Annotated in this window: 20 protein-coding genes; 17 read left to right on the forward strand and 3 right to left on the reverse strand. The window is 38.7% G+C overall.

Going from position 1 to position 18,045, the window contains the following annotated elements; translation table 11 throughout:
* Positions 1–26 precede the first annotated feature (26 nt).
* The 8 genes from cheY to GWI59_RS09880 all read left to right on the forward strand — a co-directional run bounded on the left by cheY (position 27) and on the right by GWI59_RS09880 (position 8,271).
* Positions 27–416: a chemotaxis response regulator CheY gene (gene cheY, locus GWI59_RS09845; protein WP_161671115.1), complete on the forward strand. Its 390-nt coding sequence runs from the start codon at positions 27–29 to the stop codon at positions 414–416.
* Positions 417–425: 9 nt separating this feature from the next.
* Positions 426–1,082, forward strand: a complete 657-nt coding sequence (gene cheZ, locus GWI59_RS09850) for a protein phosphatase CheZ (protein ID WP_023581808.1) — start codon at positions 426–428, stop codon at positions 1,080–1,082.
* A 422-nt stretch (positions 1,083–1,504) separates the two neighbouring features.
* Positions 1,505–2,653, forward strand: coding sequence for a flagellar biosynthesis protein FlhB (gene flhB / locus GWI59_RS09855; protein WP_072063119.1), 1,149 nt, complete (start codon positions 1,505–1,507; stop codon positions 2,651–2,653).
* The gene (gene flhA, locus GWI59_RS09860) at positions 2,646–4,736 is read left to right on the forward strand and encodes a flagellar biosynthesis protein FlhA (protein WP_109847277.1); all 2,091 of its coding nucleotides are present in this window, start codon (positions 2,646–2,648) and stop codon (positions 4,734–4,736) included. The genes flhB and flhA overlap by 8 nt, the downstream gene beginning before the upstream one ends.
* A 186-nt stretch (positions 4,737–4,922) precedes the next feature.
* Entirely contained in the window at positions 4,923–5,705 is a 783-nt protein-coding gene (locus GWI59_RS09865; protein WP_237584378.1) for a two-partner secretion domain-containing protein, read from the forward strand.
* A gap of 181 nt (positions 5,706–5,886) precedes the next feature.
* Positions 5,887–6,318, forward strand: coding sequence for a two-partner secretion domain-containing protein (locus GWI59_RS09870; protein ID WP_161724563.1), 432 nt, complete (start codon positions 5,887–5,889; stop codon positions 6,316–6,318).
* Positions 6,319–6,336: 18 nt separating this feature from the next.
* Positions 6,337–6,900, forward strand: a complete 564-nt coding sequence (locus tag GWI59_RS09875; protein WP_161724566.1) for a hypothetical protein — start codon at positions 6,337–6,339, stop codon at positions 6,898–6,900.
* 120 nt (positions 6,901–7,020) lie between these two features.
* Positions 7,021–8,271, forward strand: a complete 1,251-nt coding sequence (locus GWI59_RS09880; protein ID WP_161671117.1) for a filamentous hemagglutinin N-terminal domain-containing protein — start codon at positions 7,021–7,023, stop codon at positions 8,269–8,271.
* 188 nt (positions 8,272–8,459) lie between these two features.
* On the opposite strand, the gene GWI59_RS09885 is transcribed toward GWI59_RS09880, so the two are convergent.
* From GWI59_RS09885 to flgA, 3 genes are all read right to left on the reverse strand, one after another.
* Positions 8,460–8,900: a flagella synthesis protein FlgN gene (locus tag GWI59_RS09885; RefSeq protein ID WP_161671118.1), complete on the reverse strand. Its 441-nt coding sequence runs from the start codon at positions 8,898–8,900 to the stop codon at positions 8,460–8,462.
* Positions 8,901–8,913: 13 nt separating this feature from the next.
* Positions 8,914–9,213: a flagellar biosynthesis anti-sigma factor FlgM gene (flgM, locus tag GWI59_RS09890; RefSeq protein ID WP_161671119.1), complete on the reverse strand. Its 300-nt coding sequence runs from the start codon at positions 9,211–9,213 to the stop codon at positions 8,914–8,916.
* 448 nt (positions 9,214–9,661) lie between these two features.
* Positions 9,662–10,318, reverse strand: coding sequence for a flagellar basal body P-ring formation chaperone FlgA (gene flgA / locus GWI59_RS09895; protein ID WP_006533175.1), 657 nt, complete (start codon positions 10,316–10,318; stop codon positions 9,662–9,664).
* Positions 10,319–10,527: 209 nt separating this feature from the next.
* Between flgA and flgB the strand changes: the two genes are divergently transcribed.
* The 9 genes from flgB to flgJ all read left to right on the forward strand — a co-directional run bounded on the left by flgB (position 10,528) and on the right by flgJ (position 17,937).
* Positions 10,528–10,938 (forward strand): flagellar basal body rod protein FlgB, encoded by a 411-nt coding sequence (flgB, locus tag GWI59_RS09900; protein WP_006533174.1) that lies wholly within the window; start codon positions 10,528–10,530, stop codon positions 10,936–10,938.
* 10 nt (positions 10,939–10,948) lie between these two features.
* Positions 10,949–11,353, forward strand: a complete 405-nt coding sequence (gene flgC, locus GWI59_RS09905; RefSeq protein ID WP_006533173.1) for a flagellar basal body rod protein FlgC — start codon at positions 10,949–10,951, stop codon at positions 11,351–11,353.
* Between the two features lie 12 nt (positions 11,354–11,365).
* Positions 11,366–12,196: a flagellar hook assembly protein FlgD gene (locus GWI59_RS09910; RefSeq protein WP_115065469.1), complete on the forward strand. Its 831-nt coding sequence runs from the start codon at positions 11,366–11,368 to the stop codon at positions 12,194–12,196.
* 27 nt (positions 12,197–12,223) lie between these two features.
* On the forward strand, positions 12,224–13,444 hold the full coding sequence (gene flgE, locus GWI59_RS09915; RefSeq protein WP_006533171.1) for a flagellar hook protein FlgE: 1,221 nt from the start codon (positions 12,224–12,226) through the stop codon (positions 13,442–13,444).
* 21 nt (positions 13,445–13,465) lie between these two features.
* A complete protein-coding gene (locus tag GWI59_RS09920) occupies positions 13,466–14,221 on the forward strand; it encodes a flagellar basal body rod protein FlgF (RefSeq protein WP_161724568.1) in 756 nt (251 codons plus the stop codon).
* 19 nt (positions 14,222–14,240) lie between these two features.
* On the forward strand, positions 14,241–15,023 hold the full coding sequence (gene flgG, locus GWI59_RS09925) for a flagellar basal-body rod protein FlgG (RefSeq protein ID WP_036935743.1): 783 nt from the start codon (positions 14,241–14,243) through the stop codon (positions 15,021–15,023).
* A gap of 63 nt (positions 15,024–15,086) precedes the next feature.
* Positions 15,087–15,830, forward strand: a complete 744-nt coding sequence (locus tag GWI59_RS09930; protein ID WP_006533166.1) for a flagellar basal body L-ring protein FlgH — start codon at positions 15,087–15,089, stop codon at positions 15,828–15,830.
* Positions 15,831–15,844: 14 nt separating this feature from the next.
* Complete coding sequence (locus GWI59_RS09935) at positions 15,845–16,951, forward strand: flagellar basal body P-ring protein FlgI (protein ID WP_072063109.1); 1,107 nt, start codon at positions 15,845–15,847, stop codon at positions 16,949–16,951.
* On the forward strand, positions 16,951–17,937 hold the full coding sequence (gene flgJ, locus GWI59_RS09940) for a flagellar assembly peptidoglycan hydrolase FlgJ (RefSeq protein WP_109400751.1): 987 nt from the start codon (positions 16,951–16,953) through the stop codon (positions 17,935–17,937). Before GWI59_RS09935 ends, flgJ begins: the two co-directional genes overlap by 1 nt.
* Positions 17,938–18,045: the final 108 nt, after the last annotated feature.

Genomic DNA, 18,045 nt, shown 5'->3' on the forward strand with positions numbered 1-18,045 from the left:
GCCGATATATTTTGAAGGAGTTTTCAATGGCAAGTAAGGATCTGAAATTTTTAGTGGTTGATGATTTTTCAACAATGCGCCGCATAGTTCGTAATTTGCTAAAGGAATTAGGATTTACGAATGTAGAAGAAGCAGAAGATGGTGCTGACGCGTTAACTAAATTACGCAATTCGGCAGTTGATTTTGTGATTACAGACTGGAACATGCCAAACATGGATGGTCTAGAGCTTCTTAAAAATATTCGTAGTGACGCGGGACTTGCAGCAACACCAGTACTGATGGTAACCGCTGAAGCTAAAAAAGAAAATATCATTGCAGCAGCGCAAGCTGGTGCAAGTGGATATGTTGTTAAACCTTTTACGGCAGCAATTCTTGAAGAAAAACTAAATAAAATTTTTGAAAAACTGGGCATCTAAGGAGTCGCAATGAGTGGGAATCCAATTATGCCGAAAGATAATATTGAAATGACATCTGATATTATCAGCCGGATCGGACAATTGACGCGGATGTTACGCGACAGTTTGCGAGAATTAGGATTGGATAAAGCAATAGCCGAAGCAGCAGAAGCCATCCCTGACGCTAGGGAACGACTGGACTATGTTGCTCAAATGACCGCTCAGGCAGCTGAGCGTACATTGAATTGTGTCGAAGCTGCGCAGCCTAAACAGGATGCGTTAAGTGCCGATGCGACTAAGCTTACTGAACGTTGGGACCAATGGTTCGAACAGCCAGAAGAGCTGAAAGATGTACGCTCTCTTGTAACCGATACCCGCAATTATTTGCGGGATATCCCTGAGAGTACGGCTTTTACTAACAGTCAGTTATTGGAAATCATGATGGCACAGGATTTCCAAGATCTGACCGGTCAGGTGATTAAACGCATGATGAGTGTCGTTCAAGAAATTGAAAAACAACTCGTGATGGTATTAATGGAAAACCTGCCACCAGAGCAACTTGAAAAGTCTAATGTGAAGAAAGAGACTGACTCTTTATTAAATGGTCCTCAGGTTAATAAAAACAACGCTGGTGTGATCAAAAATCAAGATCAAGTTGATGATTTGCTAGAAAGTCTAGGTTTTTAACCTGTGATGAGTTGTAGGGCGATAAGGACGTTGAGATATGCAGGACGCATTCGCTCTATGCTCTGCTCTTTTAGGATGGTGTATTTTATGGATAAAAAATCACGTAATAATGCTTTAATAGCTCACGCTATTGAAGAAACTGTAAGCCGCTTTGTTTAAGCGGCTTTTGAAGTTGTTGAAATAAACATCAAAAGTAAAATAACTCAATTTTACTGTGAATTTTGCTAATTTCCTTATAATCAGCGTCAATATTGGTCATATCTCCATTTTTATCATTAGGTTGTTTTTTTCAGTGCATGCCGTCATAGCCCAAAAAGCCCCGTAAATTTGCGATTGTTCAACCCATCAATTTCCTCTGAATTTGTCATGCTTAGAGTCATTTCATTCATGCTTTTAATCTCATTACCTAAATCGGACAGACTGTGGCTGAAGATAGCGATCTCGAAAAAACAGAGGAACCCACACCCCATAAACGGGAAAAAGCTAAAAAGGATGGGCAAATTGTCCGTTCTAAAGAGCTTTCATCCGTTTTAATGATCTTGGGTGGCGTGAGTTTGCTGTGGATGAGTGGTGGATTTATCACTCGTGAGTTATATGCCATGTTAACAGAAGGGTTTACGTTTAATCATCACCTTATCGGTAATGAGAATTTATTGATCCCTCGATTTGGTAGCTTGATTAAACAAGCTGTTTTTGCGCTATCACCCGTGTTTTTGGGGTTAGTATTTGTAGCAATTGGTGGCTCTGCCTTATTAGGTGGGATTAACTTTAGTAGTAAATCCATTAAGTTTGATCCCAAAAAATGGAATCCTATTTCTGGGTTAAAACGTATTTTTTCTATGAATGCGTTAGCAGAGTTGTTTAAAGCGATACTGAAATCAACCTTTGTGGGGATCGCTGCAACAGTGTTTTTATGGCACAACTGGAACGATATTCTCCATCTGATCACGCTTCCACCGCTTAGTGCGCTAGCCAATGCGATGCAACTGCTAATTTTTGCTGTCTACATTACGGTTTTTATGCTGATCCCGATGGTGGCATTCGACATTATTTTCCAAATCCGTAGTCATCTGAAAAAACTACGTATGACACGCCAAGAAATTAAAGACGAATTTAAACAGCAAGAGGGTGATCCGCAACTTAAAGCGCGTATCCGCCAGCAGCAACATGCGATGTCGCGTCGTCGAATGATGGCAGATGTGCCTAATGCAGATGTAATTGTGACAAACCCAACCCACTATGCTGTCGCACTGCAATATAACGACAAAATGACAGCCCCTAAAGTGTTAGCAAAAGGGGCTGGGGCTATTGCGTTAAAAATTAAAGAAATTGGTGCAGAAAATCGAATTCCGCTTCTAGAAGCGCCGCCGCTTGCTAGGGCGTTATATCGTCACAGTGAAATAGGCCATGCAATACCTTCAACCCTTTATGCTGCGGTTGCAGAAGTACTTGCATGGGTTTATCAACTGAAACGATGGAAAACCGAAGGTGGTTTAAAACCTAAACAACCTATGAACTTGCCAGTGCCTCCCGCACTGGACTTTGCTGGAGAAGATAATCGTCATGGCTAATTTGGCCTCATTACTCCGCTTGCCGGGAAATTGGAAAAGTTCTCAGTGGCAGATACTGGCAGGGCCAGTGCTTATCTTGTTGATACTGTCAATGATGGTATTGCCATTGCCACCTTTTCTATTGGATTTATTATTTACCTTTAATATCGCACTCTCCATTATGGTGCTGTTAGTAGCAATGTTTACAAAGCGTACTTTAGATTTTGCTGCTTTCCCGACTATTTTGCTGTTTACCACGTTGTTACGTTTATCATTAAACGTGGCTTCAACGCGTATCATCTTAATGGAAGGGCATACAGGGCCAGAAGCCGCAGGGCGCGTTGTTGAGGCCTTTGGCCATTTCCTTGTTGGCGGTAACTTTGCTATCGGTATTGTGGTCTTTATCATCCTTATTTTGATTAACTTTATGGTTATTACCAAGGGTGCAGGACGTATTGCTGAAGTGGGTGCACGTTTTGTGTTAGATGGAATGCCGGGTAAACAGATGGCAATCGATGCTGACCTGAATGCGGGCATTATCAACGAAGATGAAGCTAAAAAACGTCGTAAAGAAGTTTCATTAGAATCTGACTTTTACGGCTCAATGGATGGTGCGAGTAAGTTTGTTCGTGGTGATGCTATCGCAGGCTTAATGATCCTAGTGATTAACGTGGTAGGCGGTCTTATCGTCGGTGTCGCTCAACATGGAATGGCATTAAACGATGCTGCAACGACTTATACCCTTTTAACCATTGGTGATGGTCTGGTTGCTCAGATCCCAGCATTGATTATCTCAACAGCAGCAGGTGTTATCGTTACGCGTGTTGCAACAGATGAAGATGTTGGGCAACAAATGGTGACCCAACTATTTGATAATCCTCGTGTACTGATGTTAACAGCTGGGGTATTAGGCTTGTTAGGTTTAGTACCGGGAATGCCTAACTTTGTTTTCCTATTCTTCACCGCAGCATTAGGTGGATTAGGTTGGTATATCTTACGTCGTAATGCTAACCCTGAAGTACAACAACAAAAAGAGATGGAAGAAGTTGAAAAACAAAATCGTGTTGTTGAAGCATCATGGGAAGATGTGCAACTTGAAGATCCATTAGCGATGGAAGTGGGGTATCGGTTAATTCCAATGGTAGATAGCCGCCAAAATGGCGAGTTGTTAGGTCGAATTAGTGGGATTCGTAAAAAGTTTGCTCAAGAGACAGGATATCTCCCTCCCGTTGTTCATATTCGAGACAATATGGAATTAAAACCTTCTTTTTATCGCATTCTAATGAAAGGGGTTGAAATTGGTCATGGAGAAGCGCATCCGGGGCGTTGGTTAGCAATCAATCCGGGTAATGCTGTTGGCTCTTTAGAAGGTGATATTACTCAAGAACCTGCATTTGGTTTACCGGCAGTTTGGATCGATGACAGTTTAAGAGAGCAAGCACAGGTGCAGGGCTATACCGTTGTTGCTGCAAGTACTGTTATTGCAACGCACTTTAATCATGCATTAACGAAATACGCATCAGAATTATTTGGTCGTCAAGAAGCACAAATGTTATTTGATAGGGTCAGTAAAGAGCTCCCTAAAATGACAGAAAATATGATCCCAGATATGCTTTCACTGACGGTATTGCACAAAGTATTGCAAAACCTACTGTCTGAGCAGGTGCCTATTCGTGATATGAGAACTATATTAGAAGCCTTAGCGGAGCATGCACCAGAACAAAAAGATCCAGCTGAATTAACCGCCGTGGTTCGTGTTGCACTTCGTCGAGCGATTACACAACATTGGTTTGGTGATCAAGATGAAATCCAGGTGATTGGTTTAGATGCAAGCTTAGAGCGTATTCTGGTTCAAGCGATGCAAAGTGGCGGTGGATTAGAACCAGGGCTTGCTGAAAATATTGAACAACAAGCGGCAGATGCTGTACGCCATCAAGAGATGTCCGGCGGTGCGCCAGTATTATTAGTGAATCATTCGCTACGTTCATTATTGTCACGTTTTTTACGTCGTAGCCTGCCACAATTAGCCGTATTATCAAATATGGAAATCAGTGAAGGTCGTCGTATTCGTATGACGTCGATGATTGGTGGACAGCCACACTAAACTAATAATTAGACGTCATATAGACCAATAATCTTTATTTTGAACATGTTATTACACGCGACTAATTTGATTAGTTGCGTGTTTTTTTATCTCTATCTTGTTTTAATCCTTACAGATGATGTTTTATTTATAATATCTAAGAAAATTAATTTCATTAATATAATTTTTTTTATAGGAGATTTATTAATGAAAAATAAAAAATTACTTTTCCCATTATTTATTTTATTCAATTCACAAATGGTTTTGGCAGGTGAGAATATTATTGTAAATGATAATTTATCGCCTAAGACAACGCTCACTTTTGATAATGAAAAAAATAAAGATGTCATTAATATAGATACAAACCTTGAAGATGGTATTTCACTTAATTTTTACCATAAATTTAATGTTCCTAAAGAGGGGATCATTCTTAATAATAGAAAAGCCAAAGCAAATATTATTATTAATGAAGCCACTGGAAATGAAATGAGTTTAATTAATGGTAATGTTAGAGTCGAAGGACTAAAGGCTCATGTAATTATTGCTAATCCTAATGGTATTGAATGCAACCAGTGTTCTGCCTCCAGAGTTACTGATTTTACACTAATTAGTGGAAAAACTAATGACAGTGTCAGAGATTTCATTTTATCAGATAAAAATTATGTCTCTATTCATGGTCTAAAACGGATCGCTAGTCAAAAAATTAATCTTATTTCTAATAAAATTTTTATGGAAGGAACATTAAATAAATCTATTGATACATTAAATATACTTAGTGGGTTGAAAACATATCATCTTTTTTCAAAAAATGAATTTAATCACAATGGACAAATTTCTTTTTTTGAAGGGTTTAAATCTAATTTAAATGAAATTAATATTAAGCATGGTTATGGTGAGGTTTATTTTGATAAAGGTTCTTATAATATAACAAAAAGTAAACTAAATATTGATGGTTTGTCTGGGGATAGTGCTCTTTATATATCTAGATAATTAATATATAAAAATAACGTTTTTATTTTAAATATAAAATATATAGGTGTTAATTTAGGTGAGTTATATATTTCGTTAATGTGCTGATATTTGTTTTCTAGAAATAATAAATTTAATAAGAAGTATTATATAAAATGCTTCTTATTATCCCTGCTAATGAATAATATAATTAGGTTTAGTAATGAAAGCAAAAAAAACACTTTATTTTTGTTATCATGGTTTATTTATAATATCACTATTTTTTTCCTCTCAAGCTTCTTCGGATATGTTAATCGTTAAAGATGATGATAAAGCAAAAAAACTTTCTATTAATTATGAAAGTGGAAAAGCTGTAATTAATATTGAGACAAATGATATTCAAGGGGTTTCACATAATTATTATAGTGACTTTAATGTTGATGAAAAAGGTGTAGTGTTTAATAACGCTAAAGAGCAAGATGTAATAACCATTATAAATGAAGTGACATCTAAAAATAAAACAATGCTTAAAGGTGACCTATCTATTAATGGCAACCCTGTAAGTATCGTTATTGCAAATCCTAATGGAATACATTGTCAAGGATGTTCATTTAATGGTAAACAGATTTACCATATGTATAATAAATTCCCCTAAAAGTATCATAAAGGAAAATTGTTATTAGATTTTGGCTCGATTATTAATTCAAAGAAATTTATTTATTCTGCTGGAAATAATGTTCTTATAAATAATGGCATTTTTAATGTGGGAGAGATAGTTATAGATACAAAGGGGAAAATAATCAACTTAGGGGAAATAAATATATTAAATTGGCGTATTGATTCTATTTTGAAAAATCTCTATAAGAAATATAATAACACTGATTTTTCAGAAAAAAATACCATATTTAATGCTAAGGCATACAGTAATGAAAAAAATTCTAGATTAACTATTTATAAAACTAATATTCATTTTAATTTATCTAAAGGTAACTTTTTTAATAAGGGAGCTCTACGTTTAGAGAAGAGTAAAATTTCTGCTAATGTACGTAATTACATTCATTCTTTCGAAAGTAAATCATTTAATATTAACTCTTTAATGGTTATTGATGCTAAAAAAAGAGTAACACTCAATGGGGAAATTTTCTTTATTGATCCCCTTGATAAAATTTTTATTCAAAATAGTACGAATATTAAATTTAATCCGAAAAATAGCGATAATATCCTTATTAAATATTAATTATTTATATATGTTTTTTTATAAAATATTTTATGTGAATGTTTTTATGTGGATGGTTTTTAAAATTAATCGGATTATATATTAATTATAATAATTACTTTAAAACCAAAGGAAATGGCTATGAAAAAAATCCCTTTATTTACTCTTTCATTATTATCTGTATTTGTTTCAGTATCTTGTTATGCTACTCAAGATGTTGTTTTAAATGCTAATTCATTATCTGATGCACAAGTATCAATGAATGATGATATAGGTAAAACACAAGTTAAAATCATAAACACTAATCAAGATAATGTAGCACATATCTATTACGACCGTTTTAATATTAATAATGATGGTTTATCATTAGATAATGATAAAGCAGAATTAATTATTAATGAGGTTGTTTCTCACGAAAGTTCAGAGTTGCATGGTGATCTTGAGTTACAAGGAAAAAAGGCGACAGTAATTATAGCTAACCCTAATGGAATTTCTTGTTATGATTGCTCTTTCTCAGGAATTGATGATATTAAGTTAATTTCTGGTAGCAGTGTAGGGAAATTTTCTAAGGAATTTACTATAACAGATAATCCTGTTGATTTTGCTTTTGTCAATAAATTACCTAGAAATAAGCTTACGCATATCAATCGTCATGATAAAGACGTTTCACCTAAATATATAAATATCATATCTAATGATATAACACTGGATAAAGGTGATTTTAATGCTGAATATATCCGTTTTGATATCGGTTTAGATAAATTTAATCTTAACTATTTAAATAATTATAATAGTAAAGGGAGGTTGATAATAGAACCCGAGGCAACGTTAAATAGTCGGTATTTGATGATAAAAGGGAATAGTGCTACGGTTGATAATTATGGTCATATTGATACTTTATCTTTAAATGCAAATGTCAGATCGTGGTGTAACCATAATGGTTCAATTATAGATTTAAATAGAGATATAAATTTATATAAAACAGCTTATGATGATGTAAAAAAATCAAAGTTAAATATTTCAACGTATTATTTTAGTGCTGATAAATCATCTTTTTATGTTAAAGATAGTGCTTTATTTATTAATGCGGGAGATATGGTGTTACTTAACGATTATATTATCGACAATAGCTATTTAATATCACGTGTTAATTATATAGATATGAATAACATTACGTTGAATAAAAGCTATCTTGATGTTACCTCTCTGCATCGTATAAATATTGATGGTAAAATCCATGGGGAAGGTAGTGTTGTGTTAGAAGGGATGTACGGGAGTTTTGATAAAAAAGATAAAATAGCGTTAACAGGAAAAGATCTAGCAGGATTAAAGGGACAACCGAAATTTCAATTAGGTACATCAACTATTATAGATAAAAAATATCAACCATAAAAATCTTTAATAAACTTTAATTAAAAAGTAATGATAAAAATATCATGTTTATTATTACTATCGATTTAACGTGTAACATTAATTTAATACTTATTTTATAGTTACTATATAAGTAAAAATAATAGGCTGCATAAAATAGTCCTTGTATTATGTTGATATAATGCAAGGACTGTTATTTTCTTTAAATTTTATACTTGGATTTTTCGCCCAGCTAATATTGAACGTTGTGCTTGCCCATCAGAACCATAAAGGGTTGGGCTGTGGTTCTTCTGCAAAAAACGGATAGCATCACTATTACGAGAGATGTGTTGATCAAGTAGTAATCCGTTATGTTGATTCAGATGTCTTAACTCCGCCGTGATGTCTATTATCTGTGTCCATAAATCAGATAAGAATGGCAACCCTGCATAAGGTTTTTCTACACCGGCTTGTAGGCTTAGCGTATGACGCTGTTGGTCTGTATGACCTAAAGCCGACAAGACAAAATTCTTCTGTTCAGTTACTTCGTGTAGGGCATTGATATCAATATTACCAGCGCATAATAACTGTTGTTCAGCACGTAAAATACTCGCAATGGTATTAAGCTGTGATAATTGAAGATCTAAAGTCTGGCGGAGTTCTTCCATCATAATCATTAAAATATTATTGAGTTATGCTTTCAGCAGCTTCACGGAAAAGAGCATCCGCAATTTTACCGCTGTCCATGGTTAATGTTCCGTTGGCAATTGCTTCTTTTAAGCGAGCAACTTTCTCAACGTTAATGTCTTTATTGCCAGGTTGAACAAGTTTTTTCTGCGCTTCACTTAGTTTTACAGACGTGTCACCTGTTGTAGCTTTTTGTTCAGTTGTTCCCGACTTACGTGAGCCCTGAGTGATTTCACTTGGGTTACGTTGTGCAATTGCGTTAATCGGAAGCAGTGGATTTGCGCGTTCAATACTCATAGGAAAATCCTTTGTTAGGCATCAATTAATAGTCAGATGAAGCCATTGTAAAACAACCTATGTGTTTTCGCCTATCATCTTGGTTCTTTATATCGGCTATTGAATCAAAAACTTTAATCTTAGTCGTCATATTCATCATACTCGTCATACTTCAAGCCGTAGCGTTGTTGACCGCATTCACTCACACTAGTCACATACTTATGTATGCTCCTAGCGATTCGTTCATTTGTCGCCTAGCTACAACTTGAATTATTTAGAGTATCTATATTAGATGCTTTAAATTGTTATCTAACTACAGCTTAAATTATTTAGAGTATCTACATATGATGCTTTAAATTATTTAGAGTAAAAAATGTAGCGCAAGAGAGTTTACCTCGGCTTGCCATAACTGAAACGGCTAACAAGCAATTTAATAAGGGCTTATTCTGCTTATCAGCTTTTTTATTTATTAAAGAGGGATGCGAACAGAGCCATTTTCAAGAGCTTCTCCAATGACGATTTGGCCTGATTTCACTCTAACTCTAATCGTTTCATTGGCAACAGCATTGTTGATTGCCTTGCCTTCATAGCGAATTTGAAAATGATCGCCTTGTGCAAAAACAGTAACGGTTTGACCTGCCAAAATAGCCCAAGGGCGACGGATCATGGTCGATGTGATAGGTTTTCCGGCAGAAATTTGGCGCATAGCAATGGCATTTTTAATTAACGTAGGATCACGTAATACGTCATAAGGTTGCTTTTCTAATTCACCTGTTATCATGCTGACTGATGCCGTTTCAATCGCATCATCACGATTGATGTCTTTTTTGGCGACTAAATATTTACCCGTTACACTCACATCAACTTGAATAAAACGACGTTGTTTATCACATTGAATGGGAATCGAAAGCCGCCCCCAATTACGAGAGCCTGCATGGCGTTGGATCGCTTGTGTTTGACACACTGGCCATTTCTCTTCCGGTGTTAAAACTGTGACTGTCACTTTATCGCCTTGTTGATGAAGCGCGACAAAGAAATCTTGTAGTTCTTCAGGAAGTGATTTCGCAATACTCACATTCACCATAAAGAAAAAAGAAAACAGACCGATAAGAGTTTTAACTAACATAGTTTGTATCACCTTACAGAGTTGATGCTAATTGTGCGTTTGTCATTATTTAGCAACAACAGTGTACAGCGACTTTGCATGCCTTAAACGCATAAATAGCAATCCAATTTACGCCTATTCCTCCAATCATCTTTTTTTTGAGCGTTTATTCTGTCAACTGAAATTGTTTTATCAGCTGAGGTAAGTGGCTTAGCCACCAAGGATAGAAGATGCTCGATAAATTAGAAAATACGTTTCATTTTCAACAAGAAGCGCTCTCAATACGCAATAAACGCCAAGAAATTCTCGCTGCGAATATCGCTAACGCAGACACCCCAGGCTTTCAGGCTCGTGATATTGATTTTGCTTCTGAATTGAAGAAAACCATTGAAAACGGACGTACTGGTAGTCATGGCATGCAATTGGCGATGACATCAGAGCGCCATATCCCGATCAAACCCGGTTATCGCTTAGAAGCAGACTTACTCTATCGCGTACCTCATCAAACGGCGATGGATGGTAATACCGTGGATATGGATATGGAACGTAGTAATTTTGCTGACAATAGCCTTAAGTATCAGGCTGATGTGACATTTATTAACTCGCAAGTCAAAAGCATGATGGCTGTATTGCAACAGTAGGGTAAAGAGCATGTCTTTATTTAGTATTTTTGATATTTCAGGTTCAGCACTTTCAGCGCAATCTCAACGTTTAAACGTAAGCGCTAGCAATATGGCAAATGCCGACAGTGTTGCGGGCCCAGATGGTGAACCTTATCGTGCCAAACAGGTTGTTTTTCAGGTCAACGCACCTGCTGGCCAAGAAGTTGGTGGTGTTCGTGTCACTGAAGTGGTGGATGATCCTGCTCCATTTCGTATGGAATATCAGCCGGGACACCCTTTTGCCGATGAAAAAGGGTATGTCCGTATGCCGAATGTTGATGTTGTGGGTGAAATGATTAACACCATTTCTGCATCAAGAAGCTACCAAGCTAACGTCGAAGTGATGAACACAGCCAAATCACTGATGCAAAAAACACTGATGATAGGCCAATAGGGAGAATAAATTGTGGGTATTTCCGCCTCAATGAATGAACCTTATGATAATACCATTATCGGGGATGCACCTTCTTCGTACCATACGAAAAAAAGTGGTAGTGAGGATATCAAAGGGAATTTCCTAACACTACTCATCACTCAGATGAAAAACCAAGACCCAACAAATCCAATGCAAAATAATGAGTTAACCTCCCAGTTAGCTCAAATTTCGACCGTTGAAGGTATCGAAACACTGAATAAAACAGTGAACAACATTGTTGGTCAGATTGATCAAAGTCAGGCATTGCGAGCATCTTCCTTAGTTGGCCATGGTGTCATGGTCTCTGGGAATAAAATTGTTGTCTTTCAGCCAACTGACGGTAAAGGTGAGACTGAAAAACCTGGTAACGGGGATGACACAATTCCAACACCTGATACTCAAAATGAAAAAACGCGCCAGCAAATGGGAACGTATAAATCAGAAGGTACTGACCCAACTACGCCTAGCGATGAACACCTTTTTTCAACACCTTTTGGTTTTGAATTACTCAGTCCAACCGATTCTCTTACGATAAACATCACCAATGCGAGTGGTGTTACCGTTCGTACAATCCAAATGGACAAAAAGATGCTACCGGATGTTTATAACTTCTCTTGGGATTGTACTGATGAAGATGACAATCCTGTTCCAACAGGCAGTTATAAATTTACCGTTAACGCCACGCTTAATGATGCTCAGGTCCCTGTTAAGACACTGAATTATGCGCTGGTGAATAGTGTGTCCATGGTGGATGGTGGTGCCCGCCTTGATGTTGGCTTAGGTAATACCGTTTCATTGGATGAAATTCGTCAGGTTCTTTAACTAACACATATTCAACTTGGAGGGCGCATGTCCTTTTCACAAGCAGTAAGTGGTTTAAACGCAGCAGCCGCTAACTTAGATACTATCGGTAATAATATTTCTAACTCCGCAACCTACGGTTTTAAAGGCGCAAGCGTTTCTTTTGCAGACGTATTCGCTGGTTCAGGTGCAGGTCTGGGGGTTAAAGTGGCGGGTATTAGCCAAAACTTTAAAGACGGTAGTATCACAACCACTAACCGTCCAACAGACGTGGCGATTTCTGGTGGTGGTTTTTTCCGTATTGAAGATCAAAACGGCGGCGTTTTCTATTCACGTAATGGTGAATTTGGTAAAGATAAAAATGGTTTTCTGACTAACATGCAAGGTATGCGTGTAACAGGTTATCCAGTACAAAGCGTTGATGGTAAAAACGTGGTTCAAAAAGGGGCAACGCCAACACCTATCGTTATTCCTACGGATATGATGAATGCAAGTGCAACCGATAAAGTGGATATGACGGTTAACTTGAACTCAGCTGAAGAGCCAATTGACCAAACGACTCATGCGTTTAATCCTAAAGATAATGACTCTTATAACTTCAGTACTAACGTAACAACTTATGATAGCTTAGGTAATGAACATAACTTGAACTTATTCTTTGTGAAAACAAAAGATAATGAATGGGAAGTTCATGCTCAAGACTCTACAACAGGTGAGCCAGCTCAAAATCTAGGTAAGTTAGTTTATAAAAATAATGGTGTACTAGACGAAACGGCAACTAGCATTAAAAATTTCACTACTGTGTCTTATAAAGGTTCAGAAACCATGGATATGGCGATGAACTTTACAGGCAGTACTCAACAAAAAGTAGCCGAATCAAGTGTTTCTAAACTGGCACAAAACGGTTATCAAGCAGGTGAATTCACCAACTTCCGTATTGAGCAAGACGGCTCTATTATGGCGACTTACTCAAACCAACAAAGCCAAGTTGTTGGCCAAATCGCATTAGCTAACTTTGCAAACGCTGGCGGCTTAAGCTCACAAGGCGACAACATGTGGTCTGAAACTAACGGTTCAGGTTCGCCAATCGTCGGTGTTGCTGGCTCTGGTGTATTCGGCAAATTAACCAATAACGCATTAGAAGCGTCTAACGTGGATATGAGCCAAGAGTTAGTCAATATGATCGTTGCTCAACGTAACTATCAATCAAACGCACAAACCATTAAGACTCAGGATCAGATCCTGCAGACTCTGGTTAGCTTGCGCTAATAACGCCGGAAATAATCTGTTATGGATCATGTGATTTATACCGCGATGGGCGGCGCCAGACACTCGATGGAAAATCAAGCTGTCGTGGCGAACAACTTAGCAAACGCATCAACGCCGGGATTCAAAGCGCAGCTTAGTGCAATGCGAGCCGTACCTGTCAATGGCGATACCTTACCAACTCGTACATTAACGGTAGCCTCAACGCCTGGTAGCGATCAGAGTCAAGGAACGATGAACTATACCGGCAGATCAATGGACGTTGCGTTAAGTGATAACGGCTATTTAGCGGTTCAACTTGAAGATGGTACTGAAGCCTATACCCGAAACGGGAATATCCAACGTAACGCTGACGGCATGTTGATGGTACAAGGGCGTTTGTTAATGGGGGATAACGGTGCGATTGAAGTACCTCCTCAAGCAGATGTCAGTATTGCCAATAACGGTATTGTGACTGCGCACGTACCGACTGATCCGCCAAAAATGTTGGGTCAGATTGGTCGTTTGAAAATGGTAAAACCAGAGCAAAACGATTTAGTTCGTGGCGATGATGGTTTATTCCATTTATCACCGAACGGCGTTGCACGTGCAGGTGAGGAATTACCTGCGGATGATAGCGTGAAGGTGTTAGCTGGTGTGTTAGAAGGCAGTAATGTTAATCCAGCAGAAGCCATGGTCGATATGATAGCAAACGCAAGACGTTTTGAAATGCAAATGAAGGTTATTCATAGCGCTGACGATAATGCGCAACGAGCTAACCAATTGCTATCACTGAGTTAAATAGTGTAAGGGGAAAACCATGATCCGTTCTTTATGGATTGCTAAAACTGGGTTGGATGCACAACAGACAAACATGGATGTGATTTCCAACAACCTCGCGAACGTCAGCACCAATGGCTTTAAACGTCAACGTGCGGTTTTCGAAGATTTACTGTATCAAACAATCCGTCAACCGGGGGCGATGACTTCTGAACAGACGAATGCACCGTCAGGTTTACAAATTGGTACGGGGGTTCGTCCTGTTGCTACTGAGCGTTTACATAGTCAAGGTAACTTGGCTCAAACTAATGGTACTCGTGATGTGGCAATTAAAGGACAGGGTTTCTTCCATGTTCAGTTACCTGATGGCACAGACGCTTATACCCGTGATGGTTCTTTTCAAATGGATCAAAATGGACAATTAGTGACAACCAGTGGTTTCCAAGTCGTTCCAGCAATTATTCTGCCTGAAACGGCGAAAAAGGTCATGATTGGTCGTGATGGTACTGTTAGTGTTGAAATTGAAGGTTCACCAGCACCACAACAAGTGGGGCAATTGACGCTAACAACCTTTATTAATGACAGCGGATTAGAAAGTGTCGGTGAAAACTTGTACTTAGAAACCGCAAGTTCTGGCGCACCGACTGAAAATGCTCCAGGTATCAACGGCGCAGGCTTGTTGTATCAGGGATATGTTGAAACCTCTAACGTTAATGTAGCTGAAGAGTTGGTCAATATGATCCAGACTCAACGTGCTTATGAAATTAACAGTAAAGCAATTTCAACATCTGATCAGATGTTACAGAAACTAACGCAACTCTAATTTCGTTTGTTCATTAGCCTGACAGGGTTTCCTGTCAGGCATATTACTAAAAGAGTATCGAAGATGGATACAAAGGTCATTACTGACAATTCTGGGGCAAGAAAGCTTAGTGTCAGATGGCGTCGTCATCAACGTTTAGGTACCGCCCTGTTGGTACTGACACTGGCGGGATGCGCACATATACCGAAAAAACCGTTGGTAGAAGGTAACACAACGGCGGTTCCAACGGCACCAACAGCACCTGCACCAAATGGCTCTATTTTTCAGGCAACTCAGCCTGTTTATTTTGGCTATCAACCTTTATTTGAAGATAGACGCCCTCGAAATATAGGTGACACGCTGACGATCACGTTGCAAGAAAATGTCAGTGCAAGCAAAAACTCATCTGCTAATGCAAGCCGTAATGGTAAAGCTGGGTTCCTTGCTTCGATCACCCCAAGATTCTTAGAAGGGTTGTTTGGTAATAATCGCGCTGATATGGGAATGGAAGGAAACAGTGACTTTGGCGGTAAAGGTGGCGCAAATGCGAACAATACCTTTAAAGGCACCATTACTGTTACCGTCGATCAGCTTCTTGCCAATGGTAACCTGCACGTTATTGGTGAAAAGCAAATTGCTATCAATCAAGGTACTGAATTTATCCGTTTTTCAGGTGTGGTGAATCCAAGAACAATTAGTGGTTCCAATACCGTAAATTCAACCCAAGTTGCTGATGCTCGTATTGAATATATCGGAGACGGTTATATCAATGAAGCTCAATCTATGGGATGGCTACAACGCTTCTTCTTAAATGTATCACCTTTTTAATGAGTAGGGTCCAGATGAAAAAAATAGCGATGAGCCTTTTCTTTATCGTGATGACATGTGTCGGTTTTTCCGCTCATGCCGAACGGATCAGAGATCTCACCTCTGTTGAAGGGGTAAGAGAAAATGCGCTGATTGGTTATGGTTTGGTCGTGGGATTAGATGGAACGGGTGACCAAACAATGCAAACCCCGTTTACCACACAAAGTCTGAATAACATGCTCTCACAATTGGGGATCACAGTACCACCCGGCACCAATATGCAATTGAAAAACGTTGCTGCGGTGATGGTAACAGCAAAATTACCGCCTTTTGGTCGTACAGGGCAATCAATCGACGTCGTTGTTTCATCCTTAGGTAATGCCAAAAGCTTACGTGGTGGTACGTTGCTGATGACACCATTAAAAGGTGTTGATAATCAGATTTATGCTTTAGCACAAGGCAATATTGTTGTCGGAGGAGCAGGCGCATCTGCGGGGGGTAATAGTGTTAAAGTTAACCAGCTAGCGGGTGGGCGCATTAGTAGTGGCGCTATCATTGAACGTGAGTTGCCTTCGCAATTTGGCCAAACAGGTCTGCTAAATCTACAACTAAATGAAGAAAACTTCACATTGGCACAACATATCTCTGATACCGTTAATAAATTACGTGGTGTGGGAACGGCTATTCCTTTAGATGCTCGTACCGTTCAATTACGTGTTCCTATTGGTAAAAGCGAACAAGTCCGTTTCTTGGCTGAAGTTCAGAACCTTGAAATTAAACGTGTTGTTGCTGATGCGAAAGTGATCATTAATGCCAGAACGGGTTCAGTTGTGATGAATCGTGATGTGACATTAGGAAGTTGTGCGATTGCACAAGGCAACCTTTCCGTTACGGTTGATAGCCAAGTCAATGTAAGCCAACCTAATACCCCATTTGCGGGTGGTAGCACTGTTGTAACACGGAATACTAGCGTGAATATGAGTGAACAAGGTGGCTCATTACAGCAAGTGAATGCAAGCGCAAGCCTAAACGAAGTGGTTCGTACATTAAATGCATTAGGTGCAACACCAACTGATTTAATGTCGATATTGCAGGCAATGGAAAGCGCGGGTTGCTTACGTGCGAGATTGGAGATTATCTGATGAAAGATTTATCTCTGCTTTCTTCAATGCCGAACGTTTCTACTCCGGCATATGACAGCAATGCATTGAATAAACTTAAATATCAGGTTGGACAAAATGCTGATCAGCAAGGGTTGCGCCAAGTGGCGCAACAACTTGAAGGTGTTTTTGTTCAAATGATGTTAAAGAGCATGCGCGATGCAATACCTCAAGAGAGCATGTTTAATTCAGAAAGTACCAAGATGTACACCTCACTTTATGATCAACAAATCGCTCAAGACCTATCACAAAAAGGCTTGGGCTTTGCTGACATGATAGAAAAACAACTTTCTGCCAAAGTCACGATGGACCCAAGTGAAATGGCGGGTAAAACACCAATGCCATTAGATGGCAGTGATATTTTTCAATCCATGCCAACACAAGCTTTGGGGCAAATTTATCGTGCAATGCAGCCTTATCAAAATGCAATTGAAAGTACGATTGGTAAGCTTAAAGGGTTATCTGAAAGCAGTGCTTCTTTTGCATCAAAATTGTTAGGGCCTGCTAAACAAGCGACAGAAGGCACGGGTGTACACCATCTTTTAGTTGTTGCTCAAGCCGCGCTTGAATCAGGCTGGGGAAAACGTGAGATCCTAACGGGTGATGGTAAACCAAGTTATAACCTGTTTGGTATTAAAGCAGGAAGTCGCTGGAAAGGGCCTGTCACAAATATCATGACAACTGAAGTGATTGACGGTAAGTCAATTAAAATGCGGGATAATTTCCGCGTTTATGGCTCTTATGTTGAAGCCATTCAAGATTATCTCCGATTGATTACTGAAAGTCCTCGTTACGCAAAAGTGCCTCAAGCTCAAACCCCAGAACAAGCTGCTTATCGCATCCAAGAAGCGGGTTATGCCACCGATCCAGGTTATGCGAAAAAACTGGTTTCAATCATTGGCCAATTAAAAGGAAGCGGTGAGCAAGTTGCTAAAACTTATACTCACGATTTAAGCGATCTATTTTAATGCTTTCCCCTCAAGTTTAGAGGGGAAGTACCGATAATAAAGACCAGAGCATTCATTCCAACTTGCCAGCTATGCTCCGTGCATACGGGTGATGACTAAACGTAAAAG

The sequence above is a fragment of the Proteus sp. G2673 genome, from assembly GCF_009915125.1.
GTDB lineage: Bacteria > Pseudomonadota > Gammaproteobacteria > Enterobacterales > Enterobacteriaceae > Proteus > Proteus penneri.